This is a genomic window from Streptomyces erythrochromogenes (assembly GCF_040684695.1).
Lineage (GTDB): Bacteria > Actinomycetota > Actinomycetes > Streptomycetales > Streptomycetaceae > Streptomyces > Streptomyces erythrochromogenes_C.
In genome coordinates, this window is the sequence record NZ_JBFBGM010000001.1 from 875,298 (window position 1) to 896,234 (window position 20,937).

The window sequence follows — 20,937 nt, forward strand, 5'->3', positions numbered from 1 at the left end:
GTGGGTGGCGGGGAGGGTGCACTACCGTCGCGATGGTGGCGGACGACGTGGGCGTGACGGAGCGGTTGTGGCGGTACCCGGTCAAGTCGACCGGTGGTGAACGGCTGCGCAGTGCGGAGGTCGACCTGCGGGGGCTGGTGGGCGACCGGCTGTACGCCGTGCGCGACGCCGACGGCCGGCTCGGCTCGGGCAAGAACACCCGGCGCTTCCGGCGGATGGCCGGGCTGCTGCACTTGAGCTCCCGGTTTCCCGGGGGAACGGCGGAACCGCCGGAACTGCTCGACACCGACGGGCACGTCGTGGACGACCCCACGGCCTTCCTACGCGCCTACCTCGGCCGCGACGACGTCGAACTGGCCCGTGAGGGGAAGGTTTCGCACTTCGACCAGTTGCCGATCAGCGTCCTCACCACGGCCACGCTCGACTGGATCCGCCGGGAGGTGCCGGACGTGCCCGTCGACGAGCGCCGGTTCCGGCCGAACCTCCTGGTGCGCACTCCGCCCGGTACCCCGCCCTTCGTCGAGGACGAGTGGATCGGCCGCAAGGGGAGCTTCGGCGACACCCTGTGCGTGGAGTTCCAGCGATCGAGCGAGCGCTGCGTGATGACCAATCAGGCCCAGCACGACCTTCCGCAGGCACCCGGGGTCCTGAAGGCGATCGCCGCCGCCCACGACAACCGGCTCGACGTCCTCGCGACGGTCCTCACCCCGGGAACGGTCAGGGTGGGGGATCCCCTCGTGCTCTGCTGAGGCGTCGGGAGGGAACCACCGGCCCCGGGGGCGCCTCTTGAAGGCCGAAGGGGGGATGGCCATGACGAAGAACGCGGTGTCCGCGGCCGGGCGGGTGATGGTGGCGGGGCTCCTGTGCGCCGTCCTCGCGGGGTGCGGGACCACGCCGGCGGGGCAGGCCGCGCCGCCTGCCGGGGTGCCGACGCCCGCGCCGGCCGACTGCGGCACGGACGTGACCACGGACGAGGGCCACGGCGGGTACGCCGGCCCGCCCACCGACGAGGAGACCGGCGGGTACGCAGGCCCGCCCACGGATGAGGACACGGGTGCGCCGGCCGGTCCGCCCACGGATGAGGACACGGGCGCGCCGGCCGGTCCGCCCACTGACCAGGAGACGGGCGGTTACGCGGGGCCGCCCACCGACGGGGGGACGGGCGACGGCGGTGGCCCCTGCGGTCCGGCCGACTGGTTCGACATGACGCGCGACTTCGCGGCCTACCACCAGGGGCACCGCGCCGACCGGGACGACGACGTGTCGGTCACGGAGACCCGCGTCCGCAAGGTGCACTCGGTCGGCGAGGCACGGATCACCTTCGCCACGCGGGAGGTCGGCAAGGGCGAGGCGGAGGACGCCCGGGCGATCGCCGCCGAGTTCACCCGGTGGCGCCGCGAGGTCTACGGCGACCACGGCACCCTGACCCTCCGCACGGCGGACCACGAGGTCATCACCGAGCGGTGGTGACCCCGGGCCCCGGCCACCGCTCGTCCCAGAGCGCGCAGTGGTGTTCGGCCCGCCCGTCGACCGCCCGGATCCCGTCCCCGCCCGGAGCCAGCGACAGCACCCGCGCCGACGCGCCGAGCGGGGGCCACGGCGGGGCACCGGGCGAGACCGGGACGCCGGTCCGCGCGAAGGCGGCCCAGTAGTCCGCCATCCGGTCCGCGAGCCGCTGCTGCGCCGGCGTCAGCGGGGCGATCGTGAACAGGTACGGCAGTTCGAAGCCGTGGGCCGCCCCGAGCGGCAGCCCCGGCACCGGCGGCAGCCCCGTGAAGTCCGGTGCGTCACGGTCGCTGAACCGGTAGCCGTACGTCGGCACGTGCCGCCCGAGCGCCGCGCCGTCCCGCAGCGTCGGGCAGATGAACGACGCGTCGGTCAGCAGGGTGGCCCAGGCGATCGCCGGGGTCGGGTACGCCGACAACGGGTAGGCGGCCGCCACGGCACGGGCCGTACCGATGCCGAAGGACCGCTCCATGCGCGCCCGGTAGACGTCCTCGTCGCCGATCGGGTGGGCCGTGAGGGTCTGGGCGAGGAAGAGCCGGACCTCGTCCCGGGTGGTTCCCTGCAGCACCGGCACCCGGTGGAACCGCCCGGCCTGCAGTGCCCGCCGCGGCTCCGTCGGCAGGGCGTCCTCGCCGTAGGGGACGAAGGAGAACCGCTGCATCAGGTCGGGGGTCGCGAGGGTACGGGCGTCGAGGGCGCGCAGGCAGTCCAGTACGGCCCCGGGCCGGTCGCACCCGAGCCGGGCCGCCGCCAGGGCACCCTCCTCGGTCGTGCGCCGCGCGGGCACGAAGGGCTCGTAGGTGCCGAGGCCCGGCAGCAGCGCCGACGGCGGCGTGGTGGTCGAGCACGAACCGCTCTGCACGATCGCCTTGTGGAACAGGCCCGCCGAGGCGGGCGAGGTGAGGTGCGCGCAGACGCTCAGGGCACCCGCCGACTCGCCGAAGACGGTGACGTTGCCCGGGTCCCCGCCGAAGCGCTCCGCGTTCGCCCGGACCCAGCGCAGCGCCGCCCGCTGGTCCGCCAGGGCGAAGCCGGGGGAGCCGCCGAGCTCCGGATGGCCGAACAGCCCGAAGACGCCCAGCCGGTAGTTGACCGTCACCACCACCGCATCGCCCCGGGCGGCCAACCGGTCCGGCCGGTAGACGTCGCCGGAACCGCTGAAGAAGCCGCCGCCGTGGAACCAGACCATGACCGGCCGCGGCCGCGCCGCCGCTGCCGCCGGGCCCGCCGGAGCGGTCACGTTGAGGTACAGGCAGTCCTCGGAGCCGACCGGACCGCCGGGCTCGAGCACGGGCAGCTGCACGCAGCGGGAACCGGGCGCCCCGGCATCCCGTACGCCCTCCCACCGGCGGGCCGGCTCCGGCAGCCGCCAGCGCCGGGGACCGGTCGGCGGAGCCGCGAAGGGGATGCCCTCGAAGGTGCTGTACGCCCCGTGCGTCCGGCCCCGTACCGGACCGCGGTCGGTGTCGACGACGGGCCCCGCCGGCGGCGCGGCGGCGGCGCCCACCAGCAGCAGTACGAGGGGCAGCAGCAGCGCGCACCGGCGTCGGACCCCACGCGTGTCGGGCACGGCCCCCGCCTCTCCGCTCGGGGCCCGGGCGGGGACCCCCGTTTGCCCGCCCCGAATGGCGCAGTGGGCGGAAGTGGCACTCAATGTAACAAAGCGTGCGCTCACCATGACGCACGATGACCGGCGCGCGATTGCGTAGACCCGCGCGTCGGCGAACGGAGCTTTCCATGAATGACCCCATCACTCTCGCGGCGACGCACCACGACGACAGCCGCGGGACTCCCGACGACACCGCCTCCGACGCCCCCACGGCCTCCGGCGCCCCCGCGGCACCGGACGACCGGGCCGGCACGGCCCCCGTGGACGCCCCGGACGACGCCGACCCCCCGGACGACGCCGACGCGCCGAGCACGCTGCGCATGCGGACCCTCCTGGAAACGGCCGCCACCTGCCGCCCGGTGGAGGAGGTCACCGCGCTGGTGAGCCTCCTCAAGGAGGACGGCCGGCTGCCCGACGCCGGACAGGAGGCGCTGCGCGCGGCCGCCGTGACCCGGCCCGTGCAGGACGTGCAACGGATGGTCACCCTGCTCGGCGATGCCCCGCAGGAGGTGGGCGAGGCGGACATCACGCTGCGCGCCGCCGCCGTCGGCCGGTCCATCGAGGACGTCGCCCTGCTGGTGACCATCCTCGGCAAGGACGAGTCCGGCGAGCCGGAACAGCAGCGCCGCCCCCGGCCCGCCGGGGCCGGCGCACCGGCCGCGGAACCGCCCCCGAAGCCGTACGGGCAGCCGTACGAGCAGGCGCAGCCGAAGCCGCGCGGGAAGCCGTACGAGCCCCCGCACATGGAGCGGTACGACGCGCCCCACCGGGTGAAGCCCCGGCCGCCCGCTTCCGCCGCGGAACCGCGACCGGCCCGCGTCGAGGCTCTGGGGCACGTACTGCGCTGGCCCGTGGCGATCGCCCTGCTGGTCAGCGGCGCCCTCCACCTGCCGCAGGACCTCACGGCCCTGTCCTCCGCGGGCCCCCTCGGCCTGCTGCCCCTCCTGGTCACCGTGGTGTGCCTGGGCGTCGGCGCGCTGGTGGCGCTGCGCGACACCACGGGCGTGTGGCGGGCGGGCGCGGCCACGGCCGTGGGTGTGGTCGCCCTGCACGTCCTCGGCGGCTCGCTGGCCTTCGACCCGCTGGCCGGCACCGTGGGCGAGTCGCGGGCCTGGGCGGGAGCCGCCGTCATGCTGTGCGCGGCGGCCGGCGCGGTCCTGGCCGGTCTGGCCCTGCGCAACCGTCAGGAGAGCTCGGCCTGACCCGCGGCCGCGACCGCCGCGGCGGCACCCCGCGCACCGCGCGCGGGGTGCCGCCGCGTTCGCGCGCCCTCGTCAGGCGAGCAGGTTGACCGCCCCCGTGAACACGCGGGGCAGCCGGGCGGCCAGCGGGACGATCCGGGGGGAGAGGCGCGGCCGCCGCCGCGCCCAGAGCAGCGACTCCGTCAGGGCGCGGTAGCTGCGCGACAGGTCCCGCCAGGCCTGCTCGTAGGCCTGTGGCCGGCCGGCCTTCACGCAGCGCACCAGTTCGCCCGCGGCCGTCACCGCCAGGGCGAGCCCCTCGCCGGTCAGGGCGTCCACGTATCCGGCCGCGTCTCCCACGAACAGCACCCGCCCCGCGACGCGCACGCGCGCGCCCTGGCGCAGCGGACCGGCGCCGCGCACCGGCGTGTCGGCGTACCCGGTCAGCCGGTCCGCCAGGTGGGGGAAGCGGGCGAGCTGTTCGTCGAAGGGCGCCTGGTCGGTGGTGAGCACCGCCACGCCGATCCGGTCGGGCGCCAGCGGGGTGATGTAGGCCTCGCTCCGCGCCGACCAGTGCACCTCGACGAGGTCGCTCCACGGCTCGACGGCGAAGTGGCGGCGCAGCCCGTAGCGGGCCGGACGGCGGGGGGTGGCCGGAGCCGTCAGGCCGAGCCCGCGCCGGACGGGGGAGTGCAGGCCGTCCGCGGCGACGAGGTAGCGGGCGGTGAGACCGGCCGCGGTGACGTGGTCGACGCCCTGGCGCACCTGCTCGACGCGCTGCGGCAGGACCCGTACGCCGAGCTGCGCGGCCCGTTCGGCGAGCGCGGCCTGGAGGTCCGTACGGCGGGCGCCGAGGCCCGGGCCGGACCGGAAGAGTCCCTCGGCCCGCAGGCCGCTCACGCCGTCGACGTAGCGGATGCCGCGGAACGGCTGCCCCGCCACGGGCACGCCCAGCTCGTGGAGCCGGCGTACCGCCCCGGGCATGAGGCCCTCGCCGCAGGCCTTGTCGATGGGGGTGGGCCGTGGTTCGGCCACCACGACCTCCAGGCCGGCGAGGGCGCCGTGGATGGCGGTCGCCAGCCCGGCCGGGCCGCCGCCGGCGATCAGCAGGTCGATCATGACGGTGCTCCCGCCGACGGGACGGAGGCGGGCGCCCGCAGCCGTCCGCCGTCCGTCAGGGCGGCGTCCTCGCAGCCGATCCGTACGCGCAGGAGCGCGAGGTTGAGCACGGTGAAGCCGAGGGCGGTCATCCACGCGGAGTGGACGAGCGGCAGCGCGGCGCCCTCCGCGACCACCGCCACGTAGTTGGGGTGCCGCAGGACCCGGTACGGGCCCCGTTCCACCAGCGGCAGTCCGGGGACGACGAGCACCCGGGTGTTCCAGCGCGGGCCGAGGGAGGCGATGCACCACCAGCGCAGGCCCTGGGCGGCGAGGGCGACGACGAGGGCCGACCAGCCGAGCAGGGGGACGAACGGGCGTCCGGCCGCCCAGGGTTCGACCACGCAGCCGACCAGCAGCGCGGTGTGCAGGGCGACCATGGCCGGGTAGTGGCCGCGGCCGTACTCGCGGCCGCCGCGGGCCAGGCTCCAGGAGGTGTTGCGGCGGGCGGTGACCAGCTCGGCGAGCCGTTCGGCGGCGACGAGGCAGACGAGCAGCAGGTACAGGCTCAAGGAGGGGGCGGAGGTCAGGGAGTTCATGGGGTTCACCGAGTTCACCAGCGCAGGAGGACGAGTTCTGAGGCGAAGCCGGGGCCGAAGCCGAGCATCAGCCCGACGGAGCCGGGCCGCGGCCCGGCGCGGCGGACGCCTTCCAGGATGTGCAGGACCGAGGCTGAGGAGAGGTTGCCCACGGCGGCCAGCGAACGCCGGCTCGCGGCGAAGGCCGACTCCGGCAGCGCCAGCGCGTCCGAGAGTGCGTCGAGGATCTTCGGGCCGCCGGGATGGCAGATCCAGGAGTCGACGTCCGCGGGTTTGAGGTCGTGGGCGGCGAGGAAGCTCTCCACCTCCTCGGCCACGTGCAGCCGGGCCAGGTCCGGGAGTTCGCGGCCGAGCACCATGCGCATGCCCCAGTGGCCGATGTCCCAGCCGAGGAGGTGCTCGGTGCCCGGGTAGAGACGGCTGCGGGTGGCGACGATCTCCGGGCCGGCGCCCGTCGCGTACAGGGGATGGTCGCGTCCCACGGCCACCAGCGCGCCCGCACCGTCGCCGAAGAGGGCCCCGGCCACCAGGTTCGCCATCGAGGAGTCGGTGGCCTGGAGGGTGAGCGAACACAGCTCCGTGGACAGCAGCAGGGCCGCGTGGCCCGGCCGGCCCGCGAGCAGTTCGTGGAGGTGGCCCACGCCGGCGGCCCCGGCGGCGCAGCCGAGGCCGAAGAGCGGCAGCCGCCGTACGTCGGGACGCAGCCCGGCGCGGGAGGCGAGACGGGCCTCCAGCGAGGGCGTCGCGAGCCCGGTCACGGTGGTCGACATGACCAGATCGACCTCGGGGGCCGTCAGGCCGGCGTCGGCGAGGGCGAGTCCGAGCACCTGGGATCCGAGTTCCAGGGCCGTCTCCACGAAGAGGGCGTTCGTCGTCCCGAAGTCGTTCGCGGGCCCGTAGCGCTCCAGGGGGAGCGCGAGATGACGGCTCTCCACGCGCACCGAGGCGTGGACCCGGCGCAGCAGGGCGGTGTCGGAGCCGGGGGGCAGGAAGCGGGCGAGCGCCTCCGTGATCTCGGCCTGGGGATGGCGATGGGGCGGGAACACGCTGCGCACTGCCAGAACACGTGTCATTGAGTCACCATAGGAAACAACTGACGCTTCGTTATGAATCACCTGATTCGGGCGCGGCGCCGCATAGCGTGGCGTCGTGCCCGCGCGAACCACGCAGACCGCCGAGAGTGCGGACGGTGCCGGAGGCGGCGATGCCGCCCGGGCCGTCGGCGACACCAGGGTCGTCCGCGCCACCCGGACCGTCCGCGCCGCCCGCGCCGGGCGGGCCCTGGGCGGTCTGGGGGCGTCGTGCCACCCGCTGCCCGCCGTGGCCGTGACGCTCTTCGCCGCGGCCCTGGCGGTCGCGGCGGGGCACGGCCCGCCCGGGGTGCTGCTCGTCGCGGCGGCTGTGGCGGCCGGCCAGCTGTCGGTGGGCTGGTGCAACGACCGGGCCGACCTCGCCCGCGACCTGGCCACGGGCCGACGGGACAAACCGCTGGTCGCGGGCACGGTGTCGGCGGCCGCCGTGGCCCGGGCGGCGGGCGCGGCGCTCCTGCTGTGCGTGCCGCTGTCGCTGGCGGCCGGACCACTCGCGGGCGCCGTGCACCTGGCCGGTGTGGCGGCGGCCTGGGGCTACAACCTCCGACTGAAGGGCACGGCCGTCTCCTGGGCCCCCTACGCCCTGGCCTTCGGCCTGCTGCCGGCCTTCGTCACCCTCGGGCTGCCGGGCGCGCCCTGGCCGCCGCCGTGGCTGACGACGGCCGCGGCCCTGCTCGGCGCGGGCGCCCACTTCGCCAACGTCCTGCCCGACATCGACGACGACCTGGCCACCGGGGTGGTCGGGCTGCCGCAACGGCTCGGCGCCCGGCGCTCGGCAGCGCTGGCCGGGCTGCTCGTCCTGGGCTCGACCGCCGTCCTCGTCGCGGGACCGCCGGGGCGGGTCACGCCGTACGGCTGGGCACTGCTGGGCGCGACGGCGACGGCGCTGCTCCTGGCGTTCCGCAGGCCCGCGGGACCGCTCCCGTTCCGCACGGTGATGGCGGTGGCCGGAGCCGACGTGGTCCTGCTCGTCGCCGGACTGCGCCCCTGATCGGCCCGCTACCGGGCGGAGGCCCGCTACCGGGCGGAGGGGCGCAGGTCCCGGACGTACCGGTGCACCGGCGAGCCGTCGGCACGGCCCCTGCCGGCCGGGGCGTGCTGCTGCCCGACGCGCACGAACCCCGCCCTGCGCGCGACCGCCGCCGACGCCGGATTCTCCGGGTCCACCTGGATCACCGCCTCGCGCCCGCCCTCGCCGGCGGCGTACCGCGAGGCGAGGAGCACCGCTCGGGTGGCCAGGCCGCGCCCTCGCCAGCAGGGGTAGAGGCCGTACGCGACGTTCACCTGCCCGGGAGTCAGGCCCGCTCCGGCGAAGCGCAGGTCGACCGTGCCCGCGAGCGTACCGCCGGCGCCTCCGCCGGCCCGGATGCCGAAGGCGCGGAGCGGCCCGGCGGATTCCCACTGCTCCCGGCAGTGCCGGACGTACGCCTCGACTCCGTCGCAGGTACCGGGACCGCCGTTGAGCCACCGGATCAGAAGCCGGTCCTCGCCCATGAGGTGCGCCTCGACGTCGTCGAGGCGCAGCGGGGTCAGGGTGATGGTCCCGTCGGACAGGCTCGGTTCGTGCATGCGTGGATTCTTGTCACCGCAGCGGTGCGCCGCCATCGGATTCCGCGGCTCGTGCGGTCCGGCGTGCTGTCCCGCGCGCTGTCCGGCGCGCCTCAGGGCGCGCGCCGGGTGCGGGTCCAGGCCAGGAGGTCGTCGGCCGGCCAGGTGTTGATGACGCGCTCCGTCGGAACCCCGCATTCCACGGCCCGTTCGCAGCCGAGGACCTGCCAGTCCAGCTGGCCCGGGGCGTGCGCGTCCGTGTCGATCGCGAAGAAGGTCCCCGCCGCCACGGCCCGCCGCAGCAGCCGCCGCGGCGGGTCCAGCCGTTCGGGCCGGCTGTTGATCTCCACGGCGGTGCCCGCCTCCGCGCAGGCCGCGAACACCGCCTCGGCGTCGAACTGCGACTCCGGCCGGGTCCGGCCGGTGACCAGCCGCCCCGTGCAGTGGCCGAGGACGTCCATCAGCGGATTGCGCACGGCCGCCAGCATCCGCCGGGTCATCGCGGGAGCGTCCATCCGCAGTTTCGAGTGCACCGAGCCGACGACGAGATCGAGCCGTTCCAGCAGCTCGGGTTCCTGGTCGAGCGATCCGTCGTCGAGGATGTCGCACTCGATCCCGGTGAGCAGCCGGAAGGGCGCCCAGGTGGCGTTGAGCGCGGCCACCACGTCCAGCTGCTCGCGCAGCCGGTCCGGGGAGAGGCCCCGCGCGACGGTCAGGCGCGGCGAGTGGTCGGTCAGCACGGTCCACTCGTGGCCCAGACCGGCGGCCGCCCGGCCCATCGCCTCGATCGGGCTGCCGCCGTCCGACCAGTCCGAGTGGACGTGGCAGTCCCCGCGCAGCGCCGCCCGCAGTGCGGCGGCGGCCGGTGAGGGCGGGGGGCCCTCCGGGAGCGCGGCGGCCTCGTCCTCCAGGCCCTGCAGATAGGCCGGCACGCCTCCGGCGAGGGCCTCCCGTACGACCGCGGCCGTCTTGGGGCCGAGGCCCTTGACGGCCTCCAGGGAACCGGCGGCGGCCCGCGCCGCCACCTCCTGCGCGCCCATCCGTACGACGACCGCGGACGCGGTGCGGAAGGCCCGCACCCGGTAGGTGGGCGCCTGCGCGCGCTCCAGCAGGAACGCGATCCGGTCCAGCGCCGCAGCCGGGTCCATCGGCCACCTCCTGCCGTCGCGGGGTGGCCCCAGTGTCCGTCGCGGACGGCGCCCACGCCTCCCGCGCGCGCCTCCTACGCCTCCCGCGCCCGCCGCGTCTCCCGCGCCGGCTACGTCTCCCGGGCCTCCTGGCGGGCTTCCTCCCGGGCCTCTTCCCTGGGGACGGCGGCGTCCAGCGCGGCCGTGAGCCGGCTCAGGCGGTCCTGCAGGTCGACGACCTCGGCGAGCTCGAAACCGGTGGCCGCCGCGATCCGCCGCGGCACCTCGACCGCTCGGGCGCGCAGCGCCGCACCCTCCTCGGTCAGGTGGGCCCGCACGGAGCGCTCGTCCTCGGCGCTGCGCTCGCGGCGGACCAGTCCGGCCGCCTCCAGCCGCTTGAGCAGGGGCGACAGGGTGCCCGAGTCCAGCCGCAGGTGCTGTCCGAGCTCCTTGACCGGCATCTCGCCGTGCTCCCACAGCACCAGCATCACCAGGTACTGCGGGTACGTGAGCCCCAGGTCCTTGAGGACCACGCGGTACAGGCCGCCGAAGGCGCGGCTCGCGGCGTTCAGCGCGAAGCAGATCTGGCCGTCCAGGCGCAGGAAGTCCTGGTCGGGGCGGGTCGCGGTGGGCTGCTCGGTCATGTCGGCCAGTGTACCCGGGCAGAACGTGGGCGGCATTGAATTGTGCACAACTGAATTGCGTGCTCTACTGGTGGAGCGCGGTCGACCACCGGCCGCCGCAACGGTTCATTTCTGCGAGAGGAACTCTCATGGACGCGCTCTACACCGCTGTCGCCACCGCCAATGGCCGCGAGGGCCGCACCGTCAGCTCCGACGGCCAGCTCGACCTCGCCCTGGCCATGCCCCCGGCGCTGGGCGGCAACGGACAGGGCACCAACCCCGAGCAGCTCTTCGCCGCCGGCTACGCCGCCTGCTTCGCCAGCGCGCTCGGCCTGGTCGGCCGCCAGGCCAAGGTGGACACCGGCGAGGCCTCGGTCACCGCGGAGGTCTCCATCGGCAAGGACGGCGCCGGCTTCGGCCTCGCCGTCACCCTGCGCGTCGAGCTGCCGGAGTCCCTGGCCGGCGAGACGGGTGCCCTGCTGGTCAAGCAGGCCCACGAGGTCTGCCCGTACTCCCGCGCCACCCGCGGCAACATCGAGGTCGACCTCGTCGTCGAGTAACGAGGACCGGCCGCCGCGGATCCGCGGGAGACGCGGCGGAGATGCCGGACGCCCGGCGGGCGGCCACCATGGAGGCAGACCGACTCCGACGGGGGCCGCACGCCGGGAGACGCCAGTGGCGCACAGCAACACGACGGACGTACTGGTCGTCGGCGCCGGCCCCATCGGGCTGACCGCCGCCAACGAACTCCGCCGGCGCGGCGTCTCCTGCCGGATCGTCGACCGGCTCCCCGCCCGCCTGCCGTACGCCAAGGCCGTGGGCATCCAGCCGCGCACCCTGGAGATCTGGGACCGCATGGGGATCGTCCGCGCCGTCCTGGACGCGGCCGTCCCCCTGCGCGGCCAGCTCACCTACGTCAACGGTGCCGAACGCCCCCGCGTCGACCTCGTCCTGCCGCCCGAAGTGCCCTACCGCTTCGCGGCACTGCCCCAGTACGAGACCGAGCGCATCCTCGACGAACACCTGGCCCGCTGGGGCACCGCCGTCGAACGCGGCACCGAACTGGTGTCGTTCAGCCAGGACGCCGACGGCGTCACCAGCCGGCTCCGCACCCCCGCCGGGGCCGAGGAGGAACTGCGCACCCGCTACCTGGTCGGCTGCGACGGCGCCCACAGCATCGTCCGCAAGGGCCTCGGGCTCGCCTTCGAGGGCGGCGCCTTCCCCGAGGAGTACATGCTCGCCGACGTCGAGGCCGACTGGGACCTGCCGTACGGGTACTCCGTGCGCGCCATGCACCTGGACGCCGCCGGCGCCGTGGACGACGTCCTCGTGTGCATCCCGCTGCCGGGCCGCGGACGCTACCGGATGTCCATGATGGTGCCGCCCGAACTGTCCACCGCGGAACAGGCCGCGGCCGCCTCCGACGGTGTCGTCCACGGCCTCCAGGGCGGCCGGGTCCCGCAACTGGCCGACATCCAGACCGTCCTGGACCGGCTCGCGCCGACCCCCACCACCGCCTCGAACATCCGCTGGTCCTCGGTCTTCCGCATCAGCCACCGGATCGTGGACCGGTACGGGCACGGCCGGGTCTTCATCGCCGGCGACGCCGCGCACATCCACCCGCCGACCGGGGCCCAGGGCATGAACACCGGTATCCAGGACGCCTGGAACCTGGCGTGGAAGCTCGCCCTGGCCGTCGACGGCGCCGCCCACCCCGGCCTCCTGCCCAGCTACGACGCCGAACGCCGGCCCGTCGGCGAGGAGGTCGTCGGCCGCACGGTGCGCCACGCCTCCGCCCAAGGGGTCCAGTCCGACCCCGAGGACGCCGGCACCCTGATCCTGCGCGAGGCCCAACTGCTCGTCGGCTACCGCGGAAGCCCCGTCACCGACCCGCCCGGCGAGGGCCCCGGACCCCGCCCGGGCGACCGGGCCCCGGACTGCGGCGGCCTCACCTCGCCGATCGCCGCCGTCCCGCTGCGCCTCGCCGACCTGCTGCGCGAGCGCGAACACGTCCTGCTGCTGTACGGGACCGGCCTCGACGCACTCGCCCGGACGGCCCGGGAGGCCTCGGGCGGCCGGGTCGAGTCGTGCGTCGTCCTGCCGGCCGACACCCCGCCCGACGCCCCCGACGCACCCGCCGGCCCTGACCTGCTGCCCGCCTACCACGACACCGGCGGCGAGTTCGCCCGCGTCTACGCCGCCGAGCAGCCCACCGCGTTCCTGGTCCGCCCGGACGGATACCTCGGAGCCCGGCTCTCCCCGCCGGACCCCGAGCGGCTGGCCGCACACCTCGCGGCCGTCTTCGCCCCGCAGGTCCGGCCCTGACCGGTCGACGCCGCCTTCCGGCCGGTACCGCCGTCCGGGTACCGCCCCCGCGGTCGGGGCCGATGAGGGCGGCAAGCCGGTGAAGTGAGCCGGGCGGTCAGTCCTGCGCCCCGGCGCGTGCGGCCTCCCGGCGCTGCCGCTTGCCCAGCGGAGCCAGCGACAGGTCCTGCGCCTGCGACCGCAACTGCTTGAAGCCGTACCCGCGCGCCTCCAGCCACTCCTCCGCGGCCAGCTCCGCGCGGGCCGTGGCGTCGAGGATGTCCTCCTCCGCCTCGCCCGAGTCCAGGAAGCGGAAGGTGAAGAAGGGCCGGGCCGCCAGGTCGTACGTGAGGTGCCCCTCGACGGTGAACTCCGCGTGCAGCATGTCGTGCTCGGGCGCGGCCGCGAGCAGCTCGGCCCGCTGGCCGTCGGTGAGGCCGTCGAACGCGCCGCGGACGGTGATACGGAAGGTACGGGTACTCATCCCGGCACCCTAGGCCGGGGGTTCCGTACCGCGCATCCGGATTTCCACCGGTCCGCCGGGACCTCCGTGTTTTGGATTGCCGGACGATCCTCAATACGATCCGGCGATGATCACAAGAAAACGGCTCGCGGCCAGGGCCTGCGGCCTGTTCGCCGCACTGGCCGTCGGGCTCTTCCCGGCGAGCGCCACCGCCGCCGACGGACCGGCGGCGAAGGAACCCCCCAAGGTCGACCTCGTCCTGGACGTCAGCGGCTCCATGCGGGCCAACGACATCGACGGCGGGTCCCGCATGGCCGCCGCGAAGCAGGCTTTCAACGAGGTCATCGACGCCGTACCCGCCGAAGTCCGGCTCGGCATACGCACCCTGGGCGCCGACTACGCCGGTGACGACCGCACGCTCGGCTGCAAGGACACCAAGCAGCTCTACAAGGTGGGCCCCCTCGACCGGACCGAGGCCAAGACCGCCGTCGCCACCCTCGCCCCGACCGGCTGGACCCCCATCGGACCGGCCCTGCTCGGCGCCGCCCAGGACCTGGAGGGCGGCAACGCCACCAAGCGGATCGTGCTCATCACGGACGGCGAGGACACCTGCGCCCCGCTCGACCCGTGCGAAGTGGCCCGCGACATCGCGGCCAAGGGCATCCACCTGGTCATCGACACCCTCGGCCTGGTCCCGGACGCCAAGACCCGGGCCCAGCTGACCTGCATCGCCGAGGCCACCGGAGGTACGTACACCTCCGTCCAGCACAAGGCCGAACTCTCCGGCAGGGTCCGCCAACTCGTCGACCGGGCCGCCGACCCGGTCGTCAACCCGGTGGCGACCGAGGGCGCCAAGCAGTGCGCGGGCGCCCCGCAGCTGAAGGCCGGTCTCTACAGTGACCGGGAGACCTTCGGCGAGCACCGCTGGTACCGGGTGGACGTCCTGCCCGGCCAGGAGCTGCGCGCCTCGGTGAGCATCGGCGCCGACAGAGCCGTCAACAACGACTACGGCGTCATGCTGCGGGCCACGACCGTCCACGGGCGGGAGATCGTACGCGGCTCCGAGGCCGGCGACGGCCGTACCGACGTCCTCTCCACCGGCCTGCGCTACCCCAAGGCCGACGACGCCGACGCGGACTCGGACGCGAAGCCCGCGGCGGAGACCGTCTGCCTCCAGGTCAGCAACTCCTTCTCGGCTCCCGCGTCCGTCAAGACAACCCCCGGCATGCCCGTCGAGCTGACCATCGACCTGGTGGACGGCCCCGGTGACGCCTCCGACGCCGCGGCCTTCGGCCTCGGGCGCGGCTGGTGGACGCTGGCCGTGCTGGTCCTGGCCGGACTCCTGGCCGGACTGGTGTGGGGATGGATCTCGCGCTGGCGCATCTCCGTCTGGAGGACCAACTGATGCGTACCGTCAGCAGACTGACCGCGGGCCTGCTCGCGGCGGCCGCCGCCCTCGCGGTGGCCGGCACGGCCGCGGGCCCGGCCGTCGCGGACACCCCCTCGCCGAGCGCCACCACCGGCAAGGGCGGCACCGGGACCGAAGCCGCCGAAGCCGCCCCGACCGAGGCGGGCACGAGCTTCCGTACCGCCACGCCGTTCCGGCCCGGCCAGAAGGCCACGGCCGGCGCCTCCAGCGGCGACTACCTGTACTGGGTCCTCCCGGTCGACGCCCAGCAGCGCGTCACCGTGAAGGCCAACGTGACCCTGCCCGAGTCCGCCGCCCGGCACGGCGCCTCGACCTGGCAGCTCGACGTGTACGACGGACTGCGCCGCCGGCAGGCCTGCACGTACGGCATGCAGAGCAGGGCTGCGGCCAAGGAGGCCGCCTCGGTCGAACTGTCCTGCACCCTGCGCACGGTCCGCGCCGGCGCGGAGCCCTGGGCCAACGACCCGCTGCCCGGCAGCTACTACGTCCGTCTGACGGTCGTGGACCTGCCGGAGGAGGACCTCGGCCTGCCCGTGCGCGCGGCCGTCGAGGCCGACGTACAGGAGGAGGGGGGAGCCTTCGCCGTCGACGGGGCCCTCGCCACCCCGCTGGTCGCCGGCACGGTGACGGGCTCCCTGCGCGAGCCGGAGGACGGCTGGTCCGGCGGCTGGTGGTCGGACCGCTGGCTCTGGACGGCGGCCGGCGGTGTGCTCGGTGCCCTCGCGGGCATCTTCGGGTACTCCCTGACGCGCGGCACGGGCCGCCCGTCCCGGGTGCCGCCGGGCGCCTGACCCGGCTCACCTGGCGTCCGAACCGCCTGGCGGGGCGCCCGACCCGGTGTCCCGGCGCCTGAGCGGCGTCCCGGGACCCGGGGGCGGCGTTGCTGCGCCCGAGGCGGCGTCCCGGCGCCGCCGGGGCGTCCCGGCGCTGCTCAGGCGTCCCGGCCGGTCCTTCCGACCGCGGCCGGTCCTCCCGGCTCCGGGCGGGCGGTCACGGCACCTGCTGTGACCGGCCCGTCCGCGGCCGGGCCGGCCGGGTGCGCTGGGCCATGCGAGGAGGGGCCCCTCAAGCCCACCCGGGCCGCGTCCGAAGGAGAGGGAGGCCGCGACCGAGCACCGGCGAGGACGCGGCCGTCTCCTGACGACCGCCGACCTCCCGGGGAGTACCTCCATGCGCCTGCTCGTACGTCTGACCGTCGCGGCCCTGATCGCGGTCGCCCCCGCCCTCGGGGGCGCCGCGGCCGCGGACGTCCCGGAACCCGTACGGGTTCCGCTCTTCACGTCCGCCGCCGCCGTCCCCGGCAAGTACATCGTCGGCCTCGACGACGGAGTGGACGCCGACGGGCTCGCGGAACGGCTCGGGCTGGAGCCCACCTTCGTCTACGGGGCCGCCATGAACGGCTTCGCGGTGCCGCTGACCCCGGGGCAGCTGGACACGGTCCGCACCACCCCCGGAGTGCGCTCGGTGGAGACCGACGCGGAAGTCTCCGCCCCGCCGACGCCGGCCGGCCCCGCGGCTCCGCCGGCCGCCCGGGCCCCCGCACCGACCTGGGGCCTGGACCGCATCGACCAGCGGACCCTGCCGCTCGACGGGGACTTCACCGCCGGCGGTGACGGCGCCGGCGTGACCGCCTACATCCTCGACACCGGGATCGACTACGCGCACCCCGAGTTCGAGGGGCGTGCCGAGCCCGGCTTCGACGCCGTGGGGGACGGTGGCGGCGGCCAGGACTGCGAGGGCCACGGCACCCACGTCGCGGGCACCGTCGGGGGCCGGACGTACGGCGTCGCACGTGCCGTACGCCTGGTCAGCGTCCGCGTACTCGGCTGTGACGGCCGGGGCGACTACTCGGCGGTCGTCGCCGGACTCGACTGGGTGGCGGCGAACGCCAGGCAGCCCGCCGTGCTGAACGTCTCCCTGGGCGGCGGCCGTTCCGAGGCCGTGAACCGGGCCGCGAGCGCCGTGGCCGAGGCGGGCACCCTGCCGGTCGTCGCGGCGGGCAACTCCGCGGCCGACGCCTGCACGGTCTCCCCGGCCTCGGCGGACGGGGTGGTGACGGTGGCGGCGAGCAACCGGCGCGACGAGCAGTCCGCCTTCTCCAACCGGGGCGAGTGCGTCGAGATCCACGCCCCGGGCGAGCAGATCGAGTCCGCGCTGCTGGGCGGCGAGAGCGTCGCCCTCGACGGCACCTCCATGGCCGCCCCGCACGTGACCGGTACGGCGGCCCTCTACAAGGCGGCCCACCCGGCGGCGGCCCCCGACGAGGTCGCGGGCCGGCTCGTGGAGAGCTCCACCAAGGACGTGCTGACGGGGACGGGCGCCGGCACCCCCAACCGGCTGCTGTTCACGGACGGCGTCTGACGCCGCAGCGGCCGCCCGTCCCCGCGGTCCGCCGGTTCGGAACCACCGAACCGGCGAACGGGAGCAGGGACCAGCCGCTCAGCCGAGGCGCGTGAGCCTGGTGCCGAACGAGGGCTCGGCCAGGGCGCCCTTCACGGCCACCGGGACGCTCTTGGCACCCTCGCCCTCACCGGCCGTCAGGACGCCGACCTCCGTCCCGTCCTTCGCGGTGTGCGGCAGCGGCGAGGATCCGGCCTTCAGCGACAGCTTGAACTGCTGGCCGGGCACGCTGATCACGTTCAAGTCCTTGGCGGCCACGAGCGGAGTGCGGCCGCCGAGCCCGTCGTCCACGTGGCCGACGACGTCGCCCTTGCGGACGAGCGGGGTGGAGGCGAGGGCCGCCCGTACCGCCTCGATGATCTTCTTGCTGTTCGCCTTCACCAGCGCCAGGCTGTTGAGGGCGTCCTTGTCGGGGGCGGGCGCGCGCTGCTCCATCAACGAGCCGATGATCAGCGGGGTCTCGTCACCGACCGACTTGTAGGCCGCCCACACGAAGGTTCCGCCGGCGGGTGTGCTGGAGCCGGTCTTGATGCCGCGGATGCTCAGGCCCTGCACCGTGAGCAGGTCGTTGTTGTTGGTGAGCTTCTCGGCCAGGCCCTTGATGGGGGCCTCGGGGAGGGCGACGATCGCGCGGAACGTCTCGTCCTTCATCACCGCCTCGGCCAGCTTCAGCTGATCGGTGGCGGTGCTGACGGTGCCCGCGTCCAGCCCGCTCGGATCGGTGTACACGGTGTCCTTCATCCCGAGTTCCCGGGCGGCGGCGTTCATCTTCTCCACGAACGCGGCCTCGGAGTCCGTACCCGCGTCCCAGCGCGCCAGCAGGCGGGCGACGTTGTTGCCCGACGGGATCATGAGCATCTTCAGCATGTCCTGCTGGCTGAACTTCGAGCCGACGGTGAGGCCCGTGATCCGGGACTCGCTCGCGGAGTTGCCGTCCGCCACGGTCTTCGCGTCGACCGTGATGTCCGGGCCGGGCTCGGTCTTGCGCAGCGGGTGGCCCTTGAGGATCACGTAGGCGGTCATGATCTTGGCGACGCTGGCCGTGGGAACGGGCTTCTGGTCGCCGAAGGTGCCGATGTCGCCGGAGCCGACGACGCGAACGGCACCCTGGCCCTTGGCGGGCCAGGGTATGGACAGCTGCCCGTCGACGGTGTGGTCGGTCTCGGCCGCGACGAGCCGGGGGTCGGGCAGGGGCCGCAGCATCTGGCCGCCGATGCAGGCGCCGACGAGCAGCAGCAGGATCGGCGTCCACACCTTGACGCGGCGCAGCACGGTCCGGCGGGGGGTCTCCGGCGGGGGAGGGGTGTTGGTGAGGTCGGCCAGCAGGTCCAGCGGGGGCAGGGGCTGCGGCGGGGCCGCCTGTGCGGGAGATTGCGGACGGGTGTGGGGCTGGGGCTGCGGGCGGGGGCGCGTGGTGACGGGGGCCGGGGCGTCGAGGTCCTTGAGCGCGACGAACCGACTCGTCCGCTCGGGATCCGGATCCGCGTCCGCGTCCGTTTCCTCCTCCCGTGCCGCCGCCCAGGAGGGCACCTTCGGAGTGCTCTCGGCGGCCTTCTTCCCCGGCGCCTCGGGCTTGTCCTCGGTCTTGCCGGCCGCCGCGGTGGCGCCGGGGCCGGGTGCCCGCAGCACCTGCGTGCGCGAGTCGTCGGCCGCGGGCTCCGGCTCGGGCTCCGGCTCGGGCTTGTCTTCGGGCGCGGTGGTGCGGGGGACCCGCAGGACCTGCGTCCGCGAGGTGTCCGCCTCGTCGGCGCCCTTCGGCCCGGCGGCGGGCGGTACGCGCAACACCTGGGTACGCGAGGCGTCGGTACCGTCGGCCTCGCCGTCGGGTGCGGTGACGCGGGGCGCCCGCCGTCCCTGCCTGCGCGGGTCGCCGCCCCAGGGGCCGTCGGTCCCGGTCCCGGCCTCGGGGGCGGTCTCGGTCTCGTCCTCGGTCCCGGTCCGGGTTTCGGCTTCGGTCCCTGGCTCGGTCCCGGCCTTGGTCCCGGTCCCGGTCCCGGCCTCGGTCCCGGCCTCGGCTCCGGTCTCGGCCCCGGTCTCGGCCTCAGCTCCGGTCCCGGGCTTGTTCACGGCCTGGGCCTGGCCCTGGGCCTCCGTTCCGGGCACGGCCTTGGTCTGAGCCCCGCTCTCGGGCCTGGTCCCTGCTCGGGTCTGGCCCTCGGCCCCGGGCACGGCCTTGGCCCCGGCCTGGCCGTGGGCCTCGGCTCCGGGCCTGGTCCCTGCTCGGGTCTGGCTCTGGCTCTGGCCGTGAGCCTCGGCCTTGGTCGGGGCCCTGCCTTCGGCCGCGGTCTGCGTTGCGGTCTCGTCCCCGGTCTCGGTCCCGGCCCCTGCTCCGGGCTGGCCCTGGGCTCCAGGCACGGCCTTGGTCTGACCCTGGGCTCCGGCCCCCGCTTCGCGTTCGGTCCCGGTCCGGCCCTGGCTCGAAGCCCCGGTTACGGCCTTGGTCTGACCCTGGGTCCCGGCCCCCGCCTCGGGCTCGGCCCCGGTCTGGCCCCCGGTCCCAGGCACGGCCTTGGCCTGGCCCTGGGTCGCCCCGCGCACGGCCTCGGCCCGGTCCCCGGTCTCCGCGTCAGTCTTGGTCTCAGCCGCGCTCTCGGGCTGGGGCCGGGTCTTGGCGCCGGTTCCGGCCTCGGTCTGCGCTGCGGCCCCGGCCTTGGCCTGGCCCGGGGAACCGGTCATGGCCTTGGCCTCGGTGCCGCCTTCAGCCTCTGCCCCGGTCTCGGCCTTGGTCTGGGCGGCGGCTTCAGCCGCGTTCTGCATTGCGGTCTCGGCCCCGGCCTGGGTCTTGGTCTGGGCCTCCGTTTCGGTACCGGCGTGCGTCGCGGTCTCGGTACCGGCCTCAGTCTTGCTTCCGGCCGCGGTCTCGGCCTGGGTCTCGGCCCCGGTCCCCGCCCCAACCCCGGTCACGGCCTCGGCCGGCCGGTCCACCGTGCCGTCGGTCGTGTCGGCCTCCGCGGTCGTGTCCGCCGACGCGGACGCCGCCTTCTCGGGTTCCGCCCCCGCGACGGTCGTTCCCTCGTTCTTCGGGTCGTCCGAGGAACCGTCCGTCACCGTTACCGCCTTCATCCCAGCCCCGCCTTGCCGCTCACACTGTGCAGATACCGTTCGGCGGCACCCCAAGAGGGCACCGCCACACTGCTAGATGCAGGTCGCGCACCACGCGTTCCCCGAGTCCGATCTTGTGACCGTTCGGTCATATTCGGTGAGTACGGCTACTCATGACCGCGCCCTCGCCCCCGTCGACGATGGACGGCAACACCACCGCACCACCACCGCACCACCGAACGGGGACGTCCATGCTCAGCCGAATCGCCGCCGCCCTGGTCCCCGCCTTCGGGCGGCTGACCGTCACCGCCGACCCCGGTGCCCGGCCCGCCACCGGTTCCATCCTCGTGGCCAACCACACCTCGCTCGCGGACCCCGCCGTCGTCGTCGCGGCCTTGCGCCGCCACGGGATCGAGCCGGTCATCCTGGCCACCGCCGGACTGTGGCGCGTACCGCTGCTCGGTCAGGCGCTGCGCCGCGACGGGCACATCGCCGTCCACCGCGGCACCGCCCGGGCCGCGGACTCCCTGGACGCCGCCGCCGTGGCCCTCGCCTCGGGTCGCAACGTGCTGCTCTACGGCGAGGGCAGGCTGCCGACGCGCCGCGACGCGGGGGAGTCCGCCCCGGGCCCCTTCCGCAGTGGCCTGGCCCGGCTCGCCGCCGCGACCGGAGCCCCCGTCGTCCCCGTCGGCCAGGCCGGCTCCCGCCGCCTGTGCTCCGGCAGCGGCGCCAAGCAGCTCGCCGGGGTCTTCACCGCGCCGCTGCGCCGGCCCTGCCTCCACGTGCACATCGGCTCGCCGGTGCACCTCCCCGACCGGGTGCCGGAGGCGACGGACCGGGCCCGCGAAGCCGTCACCGCGGCCTGGCGCACCGCCGCCTCCGCCGTCGGAGAGGCCTGCGCGGCCGGGTGACGGCTC

At 75.4% G+C, this 20,937-nt stretch carries 19 protein-coding genes; 10 read left to right on the forward strand and 9 right to left on the reverse strand.

The window, feature by feature from the left end; genetic code table 11:
- The first annotated feature begins 32 nt into the window (after positions 1–32).
- Positions 33–749 (forward strand): MOSC domain-containing protein, encoded by a 717-nt coding sequence (locus tag AB0O53_RS03755; RefSeq protein WP_350989555.1) that lies wholly within the window; start codon positions 33–35, stop codon positions 747–749.
- A gap of 61 nt (positions 750–810) precedes the next feature.
- Positions 811–1,470: a hypothetical protein gene (locus AB0O53_RS03760; protein WP_350989557.1), complete on the forward strand. Its 660-nt coding sequence runs from the start codon at positions 811–813 to the stop codon at positions 1,468–1,470.
- Here the strand turns inward: AB0O53_RS03760 and AB0O53_RS03765 are convergent.
- Positions 1,454–3,076 (reverse strand): carboxylesterase/lipase family protein, encoded by a 1,623-nt coding sequence (locus AB0O53_RS03765; RefSeq protein ID WP_350989559.1) that lies wholly within the window; start codon positions 3,074–3,076, stop codon positions 1,454–1,456. The genes AB0O53_RS03760 and AB0O53_RS03765 overlap by 17 nt on opposite strands.
- 167 nt (positions 3,077–3,243) lie before the next feature.
- On the opposite strand from AB0O53_RS03765, the gene AB0O53_RS03770 reads away from it, so the two are divergent.
- Positions 3,244–4,317: a hypothetical protein gene (locus tag AB0O53_RS03770; protein ID WP_350989561.1), complete on the forward strand. Its 1,074-nt coding sequence runs from the start codon at positions 3,244–3,246 to the stop codon at positions 4,315–4,317.
- A 72-nt stretch (positions 4,318–4,389) separates the two neighbouring features.
- Here AB0O53_RS03770 and AB0O53_RS03775 read toward each other — a convergent pair whose 3' ends face one another.
- The 3 genes from AB0O53_RS03775 to AB0O53_RS03785 are packed head-to-tail and all read right to left on the reverse strand — an operon-like array spanning position 4,390 to position 7,066.
- Positions 4,390–5,415: an NAD(P)/FAD-dependent oxidoreductase gene (locus tag AB0O53_RS03775; RefSeq protein WP_350989563.1), complete on the reverse strand. Its 1,026-nt coding sequence runs from the start codon at positions 5,413–5,415 to the stop codon at positions 4,390–4,392.
- Positions 5,412–5,993 (reverse strand): isoprenylcysteine carboxyl methyltransferase family protein, encoded by a 582-nt coding sequence (locus AB0O53_RS03780; RefSeq protein WP_365193062.1) that lies wholly within the window; start codon positions 5,991–5,993, stop codon positions 5,412–5,414. Before AB0O53_RS03780 ends, AB0O53_RS03775 begins: the two co-directional genes overlap by 4 nt.
- A gap of 14 nt (positions 5,994–6,007) precedes the next feature.
- Positions 6,008–7,066, reverse strand: coding sequence for a type III polyketide synthase (locus AB0O53_RS03785; protein ID WP_350989566.1), 1,059 nt, complete (start codon positions 7,064–7,066; stop codon positions 6,008–6,010).
- A 76-nt stretch (positions 7,067–7,142) separates the two neighbouring features.
- On the opposite strand from AB0O53_RS03785, the gene AB0O53_RS03790 reads away from it, so the two are divergent.
- A complete protein-coding gene (locus AB0O53_RS03790) occupies positions 7,143–8,075 on the forward strand; it encodes a UbiA family prenyltransferase (protein ID WP_365193064.1) in 933 nt (310 codons plus the stop codon).
- Between the two features lie 26 nt (positions 8,076–8,101).
- On the opposite strand, the gene AB0O53_RS03795 is transcribed toward AB0O53_RS03790, so the two are convergent.
- The 3 genes from AB0O53_RS03795 to AB0O53_RS03805 all read right to left on the reverse strand — a co-directional run bounded on the left by AB0O53_RS03795 (position 8,102) and on the right by AB0O53_RS03805 (position 10,403).
- A complete protein-coding gene (locus tag AB0O53_RS03795) occupies positions 8,102–8,653 on the reverse strand; it encodes a GNAT family N-acetyltransferase (protein ID WP_365193065.1) in 552 nt (183 codons plus the stop codon).
- 92 nt (positions 8,654–8,745) lie between these two features.
- Positions 8,746–9,780, reverse strand: coding sequence for a PHP domain-containing protein (locus AB0O53_RS03800; RefSeq protein ID WP_365193067.1), 1,035 nt, complete (start codon positions 9,778–9,780; stop codon positions 8,746–8,748).
- 110 nt (positions 9,781–9,890) lie between these two features.
- On the reverse strand, positions 9,891–10,403 hold the full coding sequence (locus tag AB0O53_RS03805) for a MarR family winged helix-turn-helix transcriptional regulator (protein ID WP_350989574.1): 513 nt from the start codon (positions 10,401–10,403) through the stop codon (positions 9,891–9,893).
- Between the two features lie 128 nt (positions 10,404–10,531).
- On the opposite strand from AB0O53_RS03805, the gene AB0O53_RS03810 reads away from it, so the two are divergent.
- Together AB0O53_RS03810 and AB0O53_RS03815 are read left to right on the forward strand one after the other, a co-directional pair.
- The gene (locus AB0O53_RS03810; RefSeq protein WP_350989576.1) at positions 10,532–10,942 is read left to right on the forward strand and encodes an organic hydroperoxide resistance protein; all 411 of its coding nucleotides are present in this window, start codon (positions 10,532–10,534) and stop codon (positions 10,940–10,942) included.
- A gap of 115 nt (positions 10,943–11,057) precedes the next feature.
- A complete protein-coding gene (locus AB0O53_RS03815) occupies positions 11,058–12,707 on the forward strand; it encodes an FAD-dependent monooxygenase (RefSeq protein WP_365193070.1) in 1,650 nt (549 codons plus the stop codon).
- 97 nt (positions 12,708–12,804) lie between these two features.
- Here the strand turns inward: AB0O53_RS03815 and AB0O53_RS03820 are convergent, their stop codons facing one another.
- A complete protein-coding gene (locus tag AB0O53_RS03820) occupies positions 12,805–13,170 on the reverse strand; it encodes a DUF6204 family protein (protein ID WP_365193072.1) in 366 nt (121 codons plus the stop codon).
- A gap of 106 nt (positions 13,171–13,276) precedes the next feature.
- Here AB0O53_RS03820 and AB0O53_RS03825 point away from each other — a divergent pair, with 106 nt between their 5' ends.
- The 3 genes from AB0O53_RS03825 (at position 13,277) to AB0O53_RS03835 (ending at position 16,939) form a co-directional block, all read left to right on the forward strand.
- Positions 13,277–14,554, forward strand: coding sequence for a VWA domain-containing protein (locus AB0O53_RS03825; RefSeq protein ID WP_365193074.1), 1,278 nt, complete (start codon positions 13,277–13,279; stop codon positions 14,552–14,554).
- The gene (locus AB0O53_RS03830) at positions 14,554–15,369 is read left to right on the forward strand and encodes a hypothetical protein (protein ID WP_350989584.1); all 816 of its coding nucleotides are present in this window, start codon (positions 14,554–14,556) and stop codon (positions 15,367–15,369) included. Before AB0O53_RS03825 ends, AB0O53_RS03830 begins: the two co-directional genes overlap by 1 nt.
- Positions 15,370–15,748: 379 nt before the next feature.
- Positions 15,749–16,939, forward strand: a complete 1,191-nt coding sequence (locus tag AB0O53_RS03835) for a S8 family peptidase (RefSeq protein ID WP_365193076.1) — start codon at positions 15,749–15,751, stop codon at positions 16,937–16,939.
- A 78-nt stretch (positions 16,940–17,017) separates the two neighbouring features.
- On the opposite strand, the gene AB0O53_RS03840 is transcribed toward AB0O53_RS03835, so the two are convergent.
- Positions 17,018–20,026: a D-alanyl-D-alanine carboxypeptidase gene (locus tag AB0O53_RS03840; RefSeq protein WP_365193078.1), complete on the reverse strand. Its 3,009-nt coding sequence runs from the start codon at positions 20,024–20,026 to the stop codon at positions 17,018–17,020.
- A gap of 245 nt (positions 20,027–20,271) precedes the next feature.
- On the opposite strand from AB0O53_RS03840, the gene AB0O53_RS03845 reads away from it, so the two are divergent.
- On the forward strand, positions 20,272–20,931 hold the full coding sequence (locus AB0O53_RS03845) for a lysophospholipid acyltransferase family protein (protein ID WP_365193079.1): 660 nt from the start codon (positions 20,272–20,274) through the stop codon (positions 20,929–20,931).
- Positions 20,932–20,937 lie beyond the last annotated feature (6 nt).

Excerpts from the sequence above, each read along its gene's own strand:
- AB0O53_RS03835 (WP_365193076.1), top strand. The coding sequence starts at position 15,749 with ATGCGCCTGCTCGTACGTCTGACCGTCGCGGCCCTGATCGCGGTCGCC.
- AB0O53_RS03820 (WP_365193072.1), bottom strand. The coding sequence starts at position 13,170 with ATGAGTACCCGTACCTTCCGTATCACCGTCCGCGGCGCGTTCGACGGC.
- AB0O53_RS03800 (WP_365193067.1), bottom strand. The coding sequence starts at position 9,780 with ATGGACCCGGCTGCGGCGCTGGACCGGATCGCGTTCCTGCTGGAGCGC.
- AB0O53_RS03755 (WP_350989555.1), top strand. The coding sequence starts at position 33 with ATGGTGGCGGACGACGTGGGCGTGACGGAGCGGTTGTGGCGGTACCCG.
- AB0O53_RS03770 (WP_350989561.1), top strand. The coding sequence starts at position 3,244 with ATGAATGACCCCATCACTCTCGCGGCGACGCACCACGACGACAGCCGC.
- AB0O53_RS03845 (WP_365193079.1), top strand. The coding sequence starts at position 20,272 with ATGCTCAGCCGAATCGCCGCCGCCCTGGTCCCCGCCTTCGGGCGGCTG.
- AB0O53_RS03760 (WP_350989557.1), top strand. The coding sequence starts at position 811 with ATGACGAAGAACGCGGTGTCCGCGGCCGGGCGGGTGATGGTGGCGGGG.
- AB0O53_RS03830 (WP_350989584.1), top strand. The coding sequence starts at position 14,554 with ATGCGTACCGTCAGCAGACTGACCGCGGGCCTGCTCGCGGCGGCCGCC.
- AB0O53_RS03795 (WP_365193065.1), bottom strand. The coding sequence starts at position 8,653 with ATGCACGAACCGAGCCTGTCCGACGGGACCATCACCCTGACCCCGCTG.
- AB0O53_RS03780 (WP_365193062.1), bottom strand. The coding sequence starts at position 5,993 with ATGAACTCCCTGACCTCCGCCCCCTCCTTGAGCCTGTACCTGCTGCTC.
- AB0O53_RS03810 (WP_350989576.1), top strand. The coding sequence starts at position 10,532 with ATGGACGCGCTCTACACCGCTGTCGCCACCGCCAATGGCCGCGAGGGC.
- AB0O53_RS03825 (WP_365193074.1), top strand. The coding sequence starts at position 13,277 with ATGATCACAAGAAAACGGCTCGCGGCCAGGGCCTGCGGCCTGTTCGCC.
- AB0O53_RS03805 (WP_350989574.1), bottom strand. The coding sequence starts at position 10,403 with ATGACCGAGCAGCCCACCGCGACCCGCCCCGACCAGGACTTCCTGCGC.
- AB0O53_RS03785 (WP_350989566.1), bottom strand. The coding sequence starts at position 7,066 with ATGACACGTGTTCTGGCAGTGCGCAGCGTGTTCCCGCCCCATCGCCAT.
- AB0O53_RS03775 (WP_350989563.1), bottom strand. The coding sequence starts at position 5,415 with ATGATCGACCTGCTGATCGCCGGCGGCGGCCCGGCCGGGCTGGCGACC.